The sequence below is a fragment of the Arthrobacter sp. B0316-1-20 genome, assembly GCF_059091865.1.
Map to the genome: position 1 here is coordinate 190,231 of NZ_JBNHHC010000012.1, position 16,045 is coordinate 206,275.

The window sequence follows — 16,045 nt, forward strand, 5'->3', positions numbered from 1 at the left end:
ACCCGGAATGATAAACATTCGTTCTAACCCGGCCGGCCTCCGTACGACTGCACTAGATGATCCCCGTGTGGTGGAAGAACAGATCACTGAGGAGTACACGAACCACGTAGTACCGAAATCAGCTAGGAAGAGCCGAAGCCAGGTGCTTGGCAGTTGGTCGGGAATTACGAGTGCCATGGCGTTCGTTTACTACGGTGCCCTCGCAGCGGTGCTTACAGGCGTACAGCAGGCAATTATCGGACTCGTGCTGGTCGTGATCTGCTACTCGCTTCTGGGAAGCTACAGCGTCCGGGACGCAGTTCGGTGGGGGCTGAACTCCACGCTAATCTCCCGGCGTCTTTTCGGTCACAAGGGAGCCGCCATCGTCCCCCTCCTTGTCGGCCTCTCTTTGGTCTACTACGCCGTATTCGAGGGCACGATTGTCGCCGTCGCACTGCAGTCATACTTCAACGTCTGGGATATCAAAGTCTGGTACGCCATTGTCGTCGTCGGCATGCTTCCCCTCATGCTCGGGGGCATGCAGACCTGGTTGAGCAAGCTGAACTGGGTCTCACTGCCCATCTACTTCTTCGGCGTAACGGCAGCGGTTCTTTTTGCCGGCATGCAGGTTGGCTGGGTTGGAGACTGGAGCGCATTCTCGGCGACTGCCTCAGCCACCCCGGCGATTCCTGGTTGGTTGACCGTCTTCGTCCTGTACATGGGCATTTTCGTCCTCTTTCCGGAAACACAGGATGCAGCACGCTTCGCCAAGGAACGGGATCTGAAGTTCCACCAGAACGTCACATTTGGCTGGGCGTTCTACGGTGTCGCGTACCTGTTCAACGGGTTGGTCGGGATCGCGATCGTTGGATTCGCGGGGTCGAGCGATGAAGTCTCTGAGAGCGGCGTCGTCCAAGGCATTATCGACACCCTTGGCCTTGTTGGACTTATCGTCATCGTTGTCAGCCAGATCAGGATCAACTCGGCCAACTTCTACTTTGCAAGCGTGAATTTGGAACGGTTCGTCGGGCATTTCACCAAACGAGGCATCTCGCGAAAAGCGTGGGTGGTCTTGATCTCACTGGTTGTCTTCGTCCTCATGCTTACGAATGTCTTTAGTTACATTTCGGTGGCACTTGCTTGGCAGGCTGTGCTGATCGTGACGCTCGTGGGCATCATGGTCACGCATAGTGCGCTGAATCCGCGGCAGGCTCCGGAGTTCAGAACCCCCAGGTTGAAGGCCGCCGGCCCGGGTTTCGTGGTCTGGATGATTTCTTCCGGTGTGGGCATCGTCTTGCTCCAGCTATCCGCACAGGCCCCCGTGCTTTCCGCCTTGGCGCCGCTGATCTCACTGGGACTGGCCGTGGTCCTCTACATTGCGGCCCATATGGCGGGGGGAACTGCCGTGAAGGAGCGCCAAGCCGATCCCGTCCGAGAAGCCGTAGAGGACCTATGGAATGTCAGGGTCGAGTGCGACTCCTGCGAACGGTCCTATGTTGCCCAGGAAATGGATGTGCCGGAACAGGGCCAATCGGTCCAGTGCCTCGCGTGCCAAGAAAGCAAGACGCGTTCAAGCCTGGAGGACTCCTCGCTGACCCGGTAACGGGCGGCTGCACGACCACCCTGAGCCGGACCATCGCCGACCTCAGGAATTTATGACCACGAAGGGTTGAACTCCCTTCTGCCGTCCATGTGAAACGGAGATAGAAATGGCAGAGAAGATCGGAGAGCACCGACTTCCGGAGATCGCCGACGTCGTAGTTGTCGGAGCCGGCCCAGCGGGGGCGGTGATGACGAAGGCGTTCGCGGAAGCGGGAATGAGCGTTGTCTGTCTGGACCAGGGGGACTGGCCCGACTACTCAACCTCCCGCAATGCAAGTCCAGAACGCGCGCTGCTCGGAGGCAACGAGTGGTCCCCGCTGTCGAATGTTCGAAAAGGGCCGGGCGACTATCCGATCGACGAAGACGACGCCGACATTAGCGCCCTCCTCTGGAATGGTGTGGGCGGCAGCGCGATGCTTTACGCTGCCCAGTGGCAGCGCAACATGCCCTCGGACTTCCGCGTGCGCAGTCTCGATGGGGTGGCCGACGACTGGCCGATCTCCTATGAGGATCTGCTGCCCTACTATGCCCAGGCAGAGCGGGACTTCGCCATAGCGGGTCTTAACGGCGATCCTGCAGTTCCCGGGGCCGACCACTACCCCATGGCGGCGACGCCGATCGGCGAGGCGGGTCGCCGCATGGGCAAGGCCCACAATTCCCTAGGATGGCATTGGTGGCCGGGCGCTAACGGGATCGCTACGCGAGAATTTGGTCGCCTGAAGCCAAGCGTTCAACGCGGGGCCTGCTTCCTGGGGTGCGGCGACCAGGCCAAAAGCACAGTCGATGTAACTCACTGGCCGGATATCTGCCGACACCGTAATGCGTGGCTTCTCACCCGGTCCACAGTCGCCAGGGTCGAGACAAATTCCTCTGGCCGGGCCTCAGGTGTGGTCTATTTCGACTCGGAGGGAGTCGAACGACGTCAGAAGGCGAACTTGGTGATCCTCGCGGCCAACGGCGTCGGCACTCCCCGCCTGCTGTTGATGTCGGCCAATTCTCAACACCCGGATGGGTTGGCAAACGCCAGCGGGCTTGTGGGCAAGCGGCTGATGATGCATCCCTACTCCGCAGTCGTGGGGACCTTTGATGACGAAATCGGAACCATGCAGGGCGCATATGGCCATCTGCTTTACTCGCTGGAGTTCTACGAGACGGACGAATCCCGAGGATTCGTCCGGGGGGCTAAATGGGGACTTATGCCAACAGGGGGGCCGATGGAGATGACTCGGTCCTTCCCTTGGGGCGATAACCGTGACCTCTGGGGTGCCAGGTTCAACGAGACTATTCGGGAGCGGCTGAACCATTCCGCTACTTGGGGAATCATCGCCGAAGACTTGCCGGAGGAACACAATCGGGTGGAGCTGAGTTCCACCCTCGTTGATGACCACGGACTTCCTGCTCCGAAGATTGTCTATGAGACCTCCGAGAACAGCCGGCGGCTACTTGCATTCCATGTGGAGCGGGCGAAGGAATCCTTCCTCGCAGCCGGGGCGAAGCAGATTACTGTAGCTCCGCACATCCGTAACACCGGCTGGCATCTGCTGGGCACTACCAAGATGGGAACCAGCCCGGAGGACTCGGTCGTCGACCACACCGGACGAGCCCATACAGTCCCTAATCTCTACATCGTGGACGGCAGCACGTGGCCAACCTCTGCAGGTGTCAATCCAACCGCAACGGTGGTCGCCATGGCCCTGCGCACGGCCGAACTCATTACGTCCGGAAATGCAGCGACCGGAATTAAGGATTTGGAAGGAGTCACAGCATGAATGAGAACCAGACGGTTTGGACGGACCGCGAACGCGGGGCGCTGAGAAGGCTGAGCGATCTGCTGATTCCAGCCGGAGCCGGCATGCCGGCTGCCTCAGAGGTCGAGGCACACCTGTCAGGCGCGGACAAGGTCTGCAGTGTCAGGACCGACCTTGTGGAACCCGTGAAGGAACTCATTGCGGAGGTGGAACCACTTCAGGAATGGTCCGTGCAGGACATCCAATCCCGCTATCCTGCGCTCTTCGAAGCTGCTGGGGAGCTGCTTGCGGGAGCGTACTTCCTGGATGAGGGTATAGCTCGAACCTTGGATTACCGGGAGCAAATCACTATCCCCTTGGATCCCGAACCCACACGAACAGCGGAACTGCAGGAACTCACTGCCCCCGTCGTAGCCAGAGGGAATATCTGGCGGACGACCGTCTAAGCAGGCAGGTTTGCGGGGGATCGCACTCTCCCCCGCGCCCCCTTTTTTGCCAACCCTGCGAAGGGTCCCCGGGCAAGACATCCGCGCAAACACGTCTGTCCGGCTGGGTTACCCCGGCCGGACAACGGGATTCGAACGCGCAGCCACACACGGACTGTTTCTCAACATCAGCAACCCCCTTTTGAAACAGATACAGCCGACGCCGCCTGCAAGCGGAGACTCGAATAATTGAAGGAAATTGTGATGACAGTAGTGACACCGACGGTTGTTAACAGGACAACCACGCCCAGCTTCCAGGTTCGCAACCCTGCCAATGGCAAGGTGGTGGAGACCTTCCCACATGCAACTGACGCCGAGATCGAATCTGTGGTCGGAGCGGCGCTGCAGGCCTTCCTCAGCTGGAAGGCTATGCCCATTGAGACCCGGGCCCGCGTCGTTCTGCACGCCGGTAAGATTTTCCGGGAGAGAGCTGACGAGCTCGCCGCGATCGTCACCGAGGAAATGGGCAAAGGCCTCTCTGAAGCCAAAGCAGAAATCTCTCTCTGTGAAGGAATCTTCGACTACTACGGCACGAAGGGTCCTTCCCTGGCAGCCGACGCGCCCGTGCAAGTACCACAGGGCGGGGACGCCATAGTCGAGAAACTCCCCCTCGGGGCCCTCCTGGGCATCATGCCTTGGAATTTCCCGTGCTATCAACTGCTACGGTTTGCAATCCCTAATCTGGTGATCGGCAATACCGTGGTCATCAAACCTGCCGAATCGTGCCCCCGTTCGGTTTTGCTGATCCAGCAAATCATGAGCGAGGCCGGGCTTCCGGCAGGGGCCTACAGCACTATCTTCGCAAGCCATTCCCAGATCGAAGGCATGGTGGCCGATCCGCGCATTCAGGGAGTCTCGCTGACCGGCTCGGAACGGGCAGGAGCCGCCATCGGTGAACTCGCCGGCCGGAACCTGAAGAAGACCGTGTTGGAGCTCGGGGGCTCCGACCCATACATAATCCTCGACACCGACGACGTGCGCGAATCAGCGCGAGCTGCATGGACAACACGACTGTCAAACATGGGTCAGTCGTGCAATTCCAACAAGCGAATGATCGTCATGGAGGATGTTTTCGACGAATTCGTTTCCGAGCTGACCCGATTGGCCAAAGACCTCAAACCAGGCGACCCCAAGCTTGAAGAGGACGGCACCTTCAACCCCATGGCCTCACGGGCAGCGGCAGAGCAGCTCGCCGAACAGGTGCGGGACGCTGTCGAAAAAGGCGCCACACTGCATGCAGGAGGATCACTCGTCGAAGGAGACGGGGCCTATATGGCTCCCACCGTCCTGACTGGAGTGACCGAGCAGATGCGGGCCTACCACGAAGAACTCTTCGGACCGGTGGCCGTCGTCTACAGGGTCTCCAGCGAAGATGAGGCAATACGCCTGGCCAATGACAGCGCTTATGGTCTGGGCGCATCGGTCTTCTCCACGGATGTCGACAGGGCCACCAGAGTGGCCCGCCGTTTGGAAACGGGCATGACACACGTCAACACGGCCGCGGCATATGGGGCTCAGCTGCCTTTCGGGGGAATCAAGCGTTCCGGATTCGGACGGGAACTGGGCCCCGAGGGAATGGACGAATTCCTCAACAAGCGCTTGCTCTACGTCAACCGTTGATCCTTCAAAATACTCTCCCGCGCCTTCCTGGCATGCCGGCGCCTACCTCCAAGGTAGGCGCCGGCATAGGGTACCTTCGTCGCGCTTTGACTGCTCCGGAAGCGAGTCCTTCCGGACGCCGGATGCACCTCACCAACTAACTCAATACATCAAGGACTGCTGGACAATGACAACGACCATCGACGCTCCTGTCACCATCCGCCAAGCCTCTGAGCGAACCACTCCTGATAATGAGCAGAGCAACCCGCTCGTCAATGCCAAGAGCCAACTCGCGACGGCTGTGCAGACCCTGGGCTTTGACCCAGGCATGCATCAGATCCTGGCTAATCCCAGACGCGAAATGACTGTTCAAGTCCCTCTACGCCGCGACGACGGCACCACTGAGATTCTCACTGGCTATCGCGTACAGCACAACTTGTCCCGTGGCCCGGCCAAGGGCGGCCTGCGTTACAGCCCGGCCGTAGACCTGCATGAGGTACGGGCCCTGGCCATGTGGATGACGTGGAAGTGCTCGCTGCTGGATCTTCCCTACGGCGGAGCCAAGGGCGGCATCACCCTCGACCCGCGCCGCTATTCCCAGGCCGAACTCGAGCGGGTCACCCGGCGCTACACTTCCGAAATCCTCCCGATAATCGGCCCCGAACGCGATATTCCGGCCCCGGACATCGGGACCGATGAGCGGACCATGGCATGGATGATGGACACCTACTCGGTCAACGTTGGCTACACCGTTCCAGCAGTTGTCACCGGCAAACCTGTATCCGTAGGCGGTTCCTTGGGCAGGGCCTCCGCCACTTCCAAGGGGGTGGTTGTTATCGCTCTGGCGGCACTGGCACACCTCAAACGGCGCCCGAAAGAAACGACGGCCGCTGTCCAGGGCTTTGGCAAGGTCGGAGCCGGCGCAGCCTTGCTCCTCTCTCAGGCTGGAGTGCGTGTAGTCGCAGTGGCCGACCAGTACGGAGCGGTGCATAACAGCGCGGGACTGGACATCGAGGACCTTAAAAAGCATCTGGAGCAAACCGGATCCGTAGTCGGTTTCACCGAAGCAGAGGCACTGGACGCCGAGCTCTTGCTCGAGCTTGAAGTGGATCTGCTCGTCCCGGCAGCCGTAGAAGGTGTGCTGAACGAATCCAACGCGCACCGGATAAAGGCCGATCTGATTGTCGAGGCTGCCAACGGACCAACCACCGACGCAGCGGACAAAGTGTTCACTGAAGCCGGCAAGCTCGTGGTTCCGGACATCTTGGCCAACGCAGGTGGTGTAGTCGTCTCATACTTCGAATGGGTCCAAGGCTCCAACGCCTACTGGTGGTCGGCACAAGAGGTCGACCAAAGACTCGAGCACCGCATGCTCCAAGCTTGGGATGGAGTCGTCAGCACGGCGACCAGTCGCGGACTTAGCCTGCGCGAGGCGGCAACTGTCACAGCTGTGCAGAAAGTCGCCGAAGCCCACCAACTCCGCGGCCTCTACCCCTGAGAGCCAGGCAGACGACAACAATGACGGAAACCAGAAACCTCATCCAAGACCTGCAAAAAGGCGACCACGTAATCATTACTGCCGCCAAGGGTATGCCAATCGGGGGGTGGGTCGAAGACGTCGCCCCACACCTAGACGCAGCCTGGATACGCGAACACGATCTGGCTGCCCGCCGCCTAATCACCACAACGGATCTTCAGCCCACGACGAGCCGCCGAGGAGCTGAATAAACTTTGTGCGTTGGACCTTCTGCGCCCCAGTACCTAGACCTAACGGGGAATCATGCAGGGACAAATTAGACTCGCTACATGCCAGCTGCGCCTCCCTCAACAGAACAAGTACTTCCTTCCCAAAGGAGCGGGGTTAGGAAGACCAGAGATTGGCTTGCTCAAAAAATCTGGGAGAAGGACCGCCAGTCCACAGTCAGGTTAGTGCTAACCGTAGTCAACGTGATCCTCGTGCTCCTATTGGGGGGTCTGACATTTTCGCCGTCTTGGCCTCCACCCTTATCTATCACTCTTTGGAGCACAGCCGGGGCCCTGGTGCTACTACTTCTTGTGGGTGCATGGGTGGATTATGACGTGACGACGAAAGAGAAAAGCGAACGGCAAAAGGCAGCAACTGCCAAGAATGCATTAGAGGGGAAAGTCAATAATCTAAATGAAGCATTGGCTGATTCCTCGCGTAGACTGTCAAGAGCCAAAACCGAATTGGGCAAAGCTGTTCAAGCCCACAATGACTACGACCGCGCCATCAAGGGTGCCCTGCTTCCATTGGCCGGTATCCTCGAACAAATTCCTCTTGCACGGACATCAAGAGAAGCGGAAGGGCTTCTCGGTGAGTTCAAGAGCTTGGCTATAACGATGCTGTACCAAACTGCCGGTACCTCCAACCGGAAGTTGGCCGCGCGAGCAACTCTCTACGAGATCGACGACCAGGGTAATCCCATCTATCGGCGACACGGTGGCAGAGCAGAACAGCCCAGGGACCGGTTCGAAGGGGAGTCCCTTACTAAGATCCGGAAGCTCATCGATACAGGTGCAACAAACTGGTTCGATGTCGATGACCCATTTAACAGCGTGGAGCCAAGCAAGGGGAGCACGTACAAAGTTGTAGTTGCAACCGCCATCGGACGACAAAACCGAAACACGGGATGCTTACCATAGACAGTACAGACAAGTCGCAACTGACAGACGACGATTGGCCCATCCTCCAGTCTGTCGGCGGGATGCTAGCCGCCTCGTACCGCATCGCCGCTCTAGTGGAAGAACTAGAGAATGCAAAAGCTGCAGCAGACAAAAGATGCACACTCGATTAGGTCGATCACAAAAGGCTCATCCCCACCCCCCACAAACTCTTCGCGATGGCTTGAGTCACTGCAAATTGTCAGCGTCAACAGATATAGTCAGACACAACCGAGGTTAGGAGGCCACACATGACCACCACCGCTGTCACCATCAACAAGGCTCTCGATCGATTGCTTGCGCACCAGATCACAGCCGAGCAGTACTTGGAGCTTGTTGATCAGGCAAACGAAGAACTCGCTTCGAGCCAAGCTGACCGTAAGCTCATGGCTGTCTAGCCACCACACACTTTCTCTCCAGGGCAGGGCGAGGACCGATCGGTCCTCGCCCTGCGTCTTTCAACGACGTGCTGCAAGCGATGGACGCCTCTAACGGGATGTAGTACCAAATATCAGGCAGTAACAACGGGGATATATTCCCAGGGGCCACAGCTTGTGGCACATTCGCCTCGCTCCCCTAGCCTCGGCCATGGTCCGCGTGTACTGCAGGTTTCGCTGGGAGAAGCCCTTCATCTAAGGGAACACTGTTTGGAGGTCTCCGGCCAGTTGGGCGATGACGCCGCTGCCCCAGCCTTCGGCTGAGCCTGCTCGCCAACTCGTTCGCTGTTGCCATAACTTGCTCGCCCCATTGCTCGCCGAGGGTTGTCTGGAGACGAGGCAACGGCACCCCGAGGCAGACCGCCGCGACGACCTTGCCGGGATCTCGCCAGCTACTCGGGATGAACCTCTCGACGACCCATCGGCTGGCGACTGCGCTGACGCAACACAGGGTTGATTAGCTGCGGCGGCGACGGCCGTTATGGCCCAGGCGTGAGGTTCGACATGAGCAACATCGCATGGGCCTCCCGCCCCCTGCTCCCGGCGGGAGCGCCTGACCATTCACTTCTTGATTTGGTGGCAGCGGTAAGCAGTCAGAACACCGTCCTCGTTGAAGCATGAAAGGACCGGTAGGAAACGAACGCAAGCAGGCACTCTGTCCGACAGCGTTCGCTCGCCATCCAGTGCGCCGCTTGCGAGGGGCAGGGCTACGCCCTTCCCTTAGACCCCCAAACCCGAAGCAGGGTGCCGTGCTACCGCACCCGGGAACACGCTGTCTGCGACGGACTGCCCGACAGTCACCGGATCTGTTCACGAAGTTCCCACAGCGCCAAGTCCCCCTGCATCACGGCGAGGGTGATCTCGTCCAGACGAGGTCGGAGCTTCAATGGGTTCAAATCCCACCGTCACCGCCACAGAAAACCCCCGGAAATCCGGGGGTTTTCTTCATTTCGGGCAGAGGCGTGGTGCATTTGTGGTGCAGACTCCGGAGGCGAGCCCATCAAATCCCGCACCAGGACCTGCGCTCGTGTCGCTCGAAGGTAGGCGCTGCGTCGGTGCGCCGGGACAGTCCGGATAAGATCACGGGGAGGTATTGCGCGCTCCTGCGCTGCCGACGAGGAGTAAGAACGTGTGCCAACCGTGGTCGTCTGCCGACTGCATGCCAACCGGCCCCGGAAGCACGCTCTTAAACATCGAGGGCACGGCCCACGGTGGGATCACATTCGCGGAGGAAAATCGTCGATGGTGAAGCTCAATTTGAAGGCCGTCGAGGAACGCGTTGCCCCACTCGGCGGCCGCGAATCCTACGATCGCGAGTTCATTTTCGACTTGCTGCGGGCCTACGGGAAGCCCCAGGGCAACGTAACCCGTCTGCGCAACGGCTCGCTCAACGTTGCCAATGACCCATCCACTGAAGTGGCGCAGAAGAACGTCGTCTACTTCAAGGAGACAACCGGTGATCCGCTCGCGGTCATCGACGAGTTGAAGACTTCCCCGGTGGTCGTCCGGTACAACACGCGCTTCGTGATCGTCACCGACTACACGGAACTGGTGGCCATCGACACGAAGACCGGCGAGAACCTGATGATCCCGATCCGGGACGTCAACCAACACTTCACGTTCTTCCTGCCCTGGGCCGGGATGGAGAAAGCACAATACGTCGCCGAGGCGCACGCGGACGTCAGGGCTGCCGAACGGATGGGAAAACTGTTCGACGAGTTGCTGGCGGCGAACCCCGGCATGTTCGACATGGCGCACGGGCGTCATGCCCTGAATGTGTTCTTCACCCGGCTCCTGTTCTGCTTCTTTGCCGAAGACACAGGCATCTTCGAGGAGGGTGTCTTCACCAACGCCGTCGGCTCGCATACTCAGGCCGACGGTTCAGACGTCGCTGAGTTCCTCACGGCAGTCTTCAGTGCGCTCGATACTGAAGACGCCGCAAATAAGCCGAAACACCTGGCTAGGTTCCCGTACGTCAACGGCCGGTTGTTCACGATGGCCCCAGAGCATGTAGTGCCGCAGTTCACGAAAAAGGCCCGCGACCTGCTGATTGAGTCGGGCACGCTGATCTGGCGCGACATCAACCCGGACATTTTCGGTTCGATGTTCCAGGCAATCGTCACCCCGGGCAAGCGCAGCGATCTGGGCCAGCACTACACATCGGTGCCGAACATCCTCAAAACCATCGAGCCTTTGTTCCTGGATGATTTGAAGGAACAGTTCGATGCGGGGTTCGACTCCGTGAAGAAGCTTGAAGCACTGCTCGAACGAGTCAGCGCGATCAAGGTTTTCGACCCTGCCTGTGGGTCCGGCAACTTCCTCATCATTGCTTATAAGGAACTGCGCCGTTTGGAGCATGCGATCCTAGAGCGATTGTTTGAGATCGATCCGAAGCATCAGATGCTGTTCGCCGAGTCGAAGATCAGCATCGAACACTTCTATGGACTGGAGATCGACGATTTTGCCGTCGAAGTGGCAATTCTCTCTCTTTGGATCGCCAAGCACCAGATGAACGCCGAATTTAAGGACAAGTTCAAACTCTCCATCCCACTGATCCCACTCAAGGAAACCGGACAGATCCAGCAGGGCAACGCGATCATTTTCGACTGGAATGTTGTTTGCCCGAATGACCAAACCACCGAGATCTATGTCCTCGGCAACCCGCCCTACTTGGGTAGCCGCAACCAGTCGACAGAGCAGAAGCGGGATCTCGCGACGGTGACGAAGAATTACAAGAGCCTCGACTACGTCTCCGCATGGTTGATAAAAGGCGCGGACTATATCCGACGCACATCGGCCAAATTGGCGTTCGTCACCACGAACTCCATCACTCAGGGTGAGCAGGTCGGAATCCTCTGGCCTCAAGTGCTCGGTGACGAGCTTGAGATCGGCTATGCATACACATCATTCAAGTGGTCCAATCAGGCAAGGAATGCCGCGGGCGTAACGTGCGTGGTCCTTGGTCTTCGCAACACCTCATCCGACCCCAAATACATTTTCAGCGACGAGATCCGACTCGATGCAAAACGCATAAATCCTTATCTGGCAGACGGCCCAGACATCTGGATTGGCAGGCGTAGCAGGCCCTTATCGGCTCTTCCCAAGCTCGGCTTCGGATCAATGGCCAACGATGGCGGAAACCTGATCCTCAGTGACTCCGAGAAAGACGACCTCCTCGCTTCGGCACCCCAACTAGGCCCCTACGTTCGCGGGTTCAGCGGTTCGGAGGAGTTTATCAAGGGGAAGACGCGGTGGTGTCTTGTTGTCCCCGATGAAGCCGTCGACGAAGTCTCAAAAATCAACGAGATCGCACGGCGTTTTGAAAGTGTTCGAGCGCTACGTGAAAAGAGCACCGAGAAGTCCACGCGGGCTAAGGCGTCGACACCCAATCAGTTCTATTTCTGGGCACATAGAGACACAGAGTCAGTAATCGTTCCACGTGTGTCTTCTGAACGGCGTGAGTACATCCCAATCGGATACCTGGATGAAGGAACAGTGGTCTCCGACTCCGCCAACGTCGCATACGGAGTTCACCCCTGGACATTCTCGCTCCTTACCTCTCGTGCGCACGTCGTGTGGCTGCGCGCGGTTGGCGGGAAATTAAAGACGGACTACCGCTATTCGGCGACGATCGTCTACAACAACTTCCCGGTCCCTCCGCTGTCTGACGCGATGAAGGAGCAGCTCACCGTCGCGGCGTTGCGCGTGCTGGATGTCCGCGAGTATCACTGCGAACGAACGCTGGCTGAGCTCTATGACCCTGATCTGATGCCGGCGGACCTCCGAGCGGCCCATGAAGAAATTGATGCGTTGGTGGACTCGATCTATTCCAAGCGCAATTACGAAACCGATGAGCAGAGATTGTCGGACCTCTTTGCTATGTATGACGAAATGACAGCAGCAGAATCTGCAAAGGGGAACAAGAAGAAGTGAACAAGCCGATGAACATCGTTGATGTGACATACGCCCGCACACGTGCGTCGGTGAACACCGATGCGATGGGGATGCGGGAGATGCAGCAGCGCGTCTTCGCCAAGCGAGATGCCCAGCACCTTCTGGTCAAGGCTCCGCCGGCCTCGGGCAAATCGCGTGCTTTGATGTTTGTTGCGCTCGATAAGCTCTATAACCAGGGCCGGAAAAAGGTCATCGTCGCCGTTCCCGAGCGGTCCATCGGGGCGTCGTTCTCCTCGACGAAGCTCACCTCGCACGGATTCTTCGCAGACTGGGCAATCAAGCCTGAGCACAATCTCTGCGACCCCGGTTCCTCCCAGGGCAAGGTCGGAGCGTTCATCGACTTTCTTGAAGGCCCCGACGCAACACTGGTCTGCACGCACGCAACTCTGCGGTTTGCGTTTGAGAAGCTTGCACCGGAAGCGTTCAACGGCACCGTGCTGGCGATCGATGAATTCCACCACGTCTCCGCGGATACGGAAGCCAACCGCCTCGGCGCTCTCCTGCGTGACGTCATGAACGGCTCGGACGTGCACATCGTTGCCATGACCGGTTCCTATTTCCGCGGTGACTCCGTGCCTGTGCTGTCTGCGGAGGACGAGGCACGGTTCACGCCGGTCACGTTCAACTACTACGACCAGCTCAACGGCTATGAGTACCTGCACTCGCTCGGCATCGGGCACCACTTCTACCAGGGCCGCTATACCGATGCGATCGGTGAGGTCCTGCATCTGGACAAGAAGACGATCGTTCACATTCCGAACGTCAACTCAGGGGAGTCCACCAAGGACAAGATCGAAGAAGTCGGGTTCATCATCGATGCCATCGGCCATGTCGAAGCTACCGACCCGGAGACCGGGATCATCAGCATTCGCCACAAAGACACCGGGGAGATTCTTCGGGTCGCTGATCTCGTGGATGACACGGACCAGAAGAAGCGCGCTGACACGCTCCACTACCTTGCCCACGTAGCTTCCAAAGAGCGCGAAGGCGTAGACATCATCATCGCCCTGGGCATGGCAAAGGAAGGCTTCGACTGGCCTTTTGCCGAGCACGCCCTGACCGTCGGGTACCGCGCCTCACTCACCGAGGTCATCCAGATCATTGGGCGCGTCACCCGCGACAGCCCCGGCAAGGAACACGCCCAGTTCACGAACCTGATCGCTGAGCCTGACGCCACTCAGAGCGAGGTTAAGGTCTCGGTAAACAACATGCTGAAGGCCATCACTGCGTCTTTGCTGATGGAGCAGGTGCTCGCTCAGAACTTCACCTTCAAGACCAAGCGCACTGACGACGATGACGTGAATCCGCCGGGAGTCATCAAAATCAAGGGATTCAAGGAGCCATCGTCCGAACGCGTCAAACAGATCGTCGAGACGGACTTGAATGATCTGAAGGCAACGATTCTGCAGGATGATACCTTCGCCAAGGCGGCCGCCGGCTCGGTCGATCCCGAAACGACGAATAAGGTTCTGATCCCGAAAATCATCCGCGAGCGGTACCCCGACCTGGACGAGACTCAAGTTGAAGAGCTTCGTCAGCAGGTCATCGTGGATTCCGTCATCAAGAACGGTGAAGTCCGCGAGGTCGGTGACAAGCGGTTCATCAAGATGGCCGAGAAGTTCGTCAACATCGACGACATCAACATCAACCTCATCGACTCGGTCAACCCCTTCCAGCGCGCCTTCGAGGTCATGTCCAAATCCGTGACCCCGTCCGTGCTGCGAATCATCCAGGACACGATCACCGCGACACGCATCGATTTCACCGAGGAGGAGGCCCTCGCACTCGTCCCCCGGATTAAGAACTGGATCAAGGTCAACGGACGGCGACCGGACTCGCGGGCAGAGGACCCGGCCGAGAAGCGGTACGCGGACGCGCTGCTGTGGCTCCAGCGGGCCAAGCAGAAGCTCGAAGCCCAGAAGCGCGCGACTGAGATGGTGGAGAGCGAATGAGCGATAACGACGACGTCCTCGAGGCGGCACCGTCCTCCCTGCAGGACCTCATCGACAACGACCTTGACGGACTGCTCGACGCGCCTGCGAAGCCCAAGAAGGTCACCTCGTCCGACCGGCTCGAGCGTGCGTTCCTAGAGATCGTGGAGTTTCGCCGGACGCACAAACGCCTGCCGAACTCGACGACGCGGGAAATCGCCGAGCGGAAGCTGGGGGCCCGCCTTGATGGCATCCTCGCCAGCGACGAGAAGATCGCGGCGCTCAGACACCTCGACACGGAGTACGGGCTGCTGACCGTAGAAGCAGCCCCCGAGTCACTGGACGATCTTCTCGAGAGCGATGATCTGGACGATCTGCTGGGCGACGACTCCGGCATCCTCGATGTCTCAGACCTTCCCGTGATCAAGCGCCCGGAGTCTCCGGACTCGGTCGCTCAGCGGGTGAAGGCAGAGGACTTCGACCTGTTCGAGCCGCTGTTCAAGGCGAAGCACGCCGAGCTGGCCGAGGGCACGTACAAGCTGATGCCCTTCACTGGTATGGATCTAATCCGCGAAGGCGTGTTCTTCGTGCTGAGCGGCGTCATGTGTTTTGTCGCTGAGGTCGGCGAGGACGTCGACCTGATCGTCGGTGGCAAGCCCAGGCAGAAGCAGCGCCTGCGCGTCGTCTTCGAGAACGGCACAGAATCGGCGATGTACAAGCAGAGCCTCATGACCCGCATGTACGAGGCGCAGGGCCAGGTCCTGGCTAGGACTGGCCACGATGCCAGCGAGGTCCTCGACGCGGACGTGGAGAGCGGCCATATCTACGTGCTGCAGTCGCTCAGCGACGACCCTCAAATCGCGGGGTTGAAGGACCTCCACAAGATCGGCTTCTCCACGACGGACGTCAAGACCCGCATTAAGAACGCCGCGATTTCGCCGACCTACCTGATGGCACCTGTGAAGGTGCTGGCGGACTATCGGCTTTACAACGTGCGTGCGTCGTGGCTGGAGCACCTCTTGCACCGCGTGTTCGCCGAGGTGCGGCTGGACCTGACTCAGGTCGACCGGAAGGGACGCGATTACGACCCCTCGGAGTGGTTCGTTGTGCCGCTGGAGACCATCAACACGGCTGTCGCAATGATCATGTCCGGCGAGATCACCGACTATGTCTACGACAAGGCGCTGCAGCGACTGGTCGAGCGTGGCTGAGCAGGAGGCTCAGTGGCTAGGGGTGCACTCGGATGTGAGGTCATCGAGGCTTATATCCATTTTCCTATTCCGCTGCTACGTCCTCCTGCCGGCCTGCCGGAGGACGTAGCTAAGCCACTGGGGCTTGCGACAGGTAAGAATACCAACGCTATGGCTTTTATGCGTTCATTCCAGCAGCGAGGAGTTGAACGGCAAAAGCAGTGGACACGGTGGTCCGCAGATGTTCCGGCACCCCGGCCGCGTCCATCGCTGCCCGAATAAACTCCTTGCCTTTGTCGTCTTTGTCGAAGCCTGCCGCAGAAGCCATATTGGCCATCGGTATCGTGAAGTCGTTAATTGGGTGAGGATTCTCGGACGACTCTCCCTCGTCATGCATGGTAATTTGACGCCTAAAAGTTTCCGCAGAGGATTTCCACC

Annotated in this window: 11 protein-coding genes; 10 read left to right on the top strand and 1 reads right to left on the bottom strand. The window is 58.9% G+C overall.

Going from position 1 to position 16,045, the window contains the following annotated elements:
• Positions 1 to 70: 70 nt before the first annotated feature.
• The 10 genes from AC5RW2_RS20620 to AC5RW2_RS20665 all read left to right on the top strand — a co-directional run bounded on the left by AC5RW2_RS20620 (position 71) and on the right by AC5RW2_RS20665 (position 15,628).
• Positions 71 to 1,582, top strand: coding sequence for a purine-cytosine permease family protein (locus AC5RW2_RS20620; protein ID WP_494074439.1), 1,512 nt, complete (start codon positions 71 to 73; stop codon positions 1,580 to 1,582).
• Positions 1,583 to 1,688: 106 nt separating this feature from the next.
• Positions 1,689 to 3,350 carry a GMC family oxidoreductase gene (locus tag AC5RW2_RS20625; protein WP_494074440.1) on the top strand — a complete coding sequence of 554 codons (1,662 nt, stop codon included), beginning with the start codon at positions 1,689 to 1,691 and terminating at the stop codon, positions 3,348 to 3,350.
• The gene (locus tag AC5RW2_RS20630) at positions 3,347 to 3,775 is read left to right on the top strand and encodes a hypothetical protein (protein ID WP_494074441.1); all 429 of its coding nucleotides are present in this window, start codon (positions 3,347 to 3,349) and stop codon (positions 3,773 to 3,775) included. The genes AC5RW2_RS20625 and AC5RW2_RS20630 overlap by 4 nt, the downstream gene beginning before the upstream one ends.
• A 228-nt stretch (positions 3,776 to 4,003) precedes the next feature.
• Positions 4,004 to 5,434, top strand: coding sequence for an NAD-dependent succinate-semialdehyde dehydrogenase (locus AC5RW2_RS20635; RefSeq protein WP_494074442.1), 1,431 nt, complete (start codon positions 4,004 to 4,006; stop codon positions 5,432 to 5,434).
• A 166-nt stretch (positions 5,435 to 5,600) separates the two neighbouring features.
• On the top strand, positions 5,601 to 6,911 hold the full coding sequence (locus AC5RW2_RS20640; RefSeq protein WP_494074443.1) for a Glu/Leu/Phe/Val family dehydrogenase: 1,311 nt from the start codon (positions 5,601 to 5,603) through the stop codon (positions 6,909 to 6,911).
• A 581-nt stretch (positions 6,912 to 7,492) separates the two neighbouring features.
• Positions 7,493 to 8,077, top strand: a complete 585-nt coding sequence (locus AC5RW2_RS20645; RefSeq protein ID WP_494074444.1) for a hypothetical protein — start codon at positions 7,493 to 7,495, stop codon at positions 8,075 to 8,077.
• 269 nt (positions 8,078 to 8,346) lie between these two features.
• Positions 8,347 to 8,493, top strand: coding sequence for a hypothetical protein (locus AC5RW2_RS20650; protein WP_494074445.1), 147 nt, complete (start codon positions 8,347 to 8,349; stop codon positions 8,491 to 8,493).
• A 1,281-nt stretch (positions 8,494 to 9,774) separates the two neighbouring features.
• The gene (locus AC5RW2_RS20655) at positions 9,775 to 12,465 is read left to right on the top strand and encodes a DNA methyltransferase (RefSeq protein WP_494074446.1); all 2,691 of its coding nucleotides are present in this window, start codon (positions 9,775 to 9,777) and stop codon (positions 12,463 to 12,465) included.
• 8 nt (positions 12,466 to 12,473) lie between these two features.
• Entirely contained in the window at positions 12,474 to 14,438 is a 1,965-nt protein-coding gene (locus AC5RW2_RS20660) for a DEAD/DEAH box helicase (RefSeq protein ID WP_494074447.1), read from the top strand.
• Positions 14,435 to 15,628 (top strand): GIY-YIG nuclease family protein, encoded by a 1,194-nt coding sequence (locus tag AC5RW2_RS20665; RefSeq protein WP_494074448.1) that lies wholly within the window; start codon positions 14,435 to 14,437, stop codon positions 15,626 to 15,628. The genes AC5RW2_RS20660 and AC5RW2_RS20665 overlap by 4 nt, the downstream gene beginning before the upstream one ends.
• A 157-nt stretch (positions 15,629 to 15,785) precedes the next feature.
• On the opposite strand, the gene AC5RW2_RS20670 is transcribed toward AC5RW2_RS20665, so the two are convergent.
• Complete coding sequence (locus tag AC5RW2_RS20670; RefSeq protein ID WP_494074449.1) at positions 15,786 to 16,004, bottom strand: hypothetical protein; 219 nt, start codon at positions 16,002 to 16,004, stop codon at positions 15,786 to 15,788.
• Between the last annotated feature and the right edge of the window lie 41 nt (positions 16,005 to 16,045).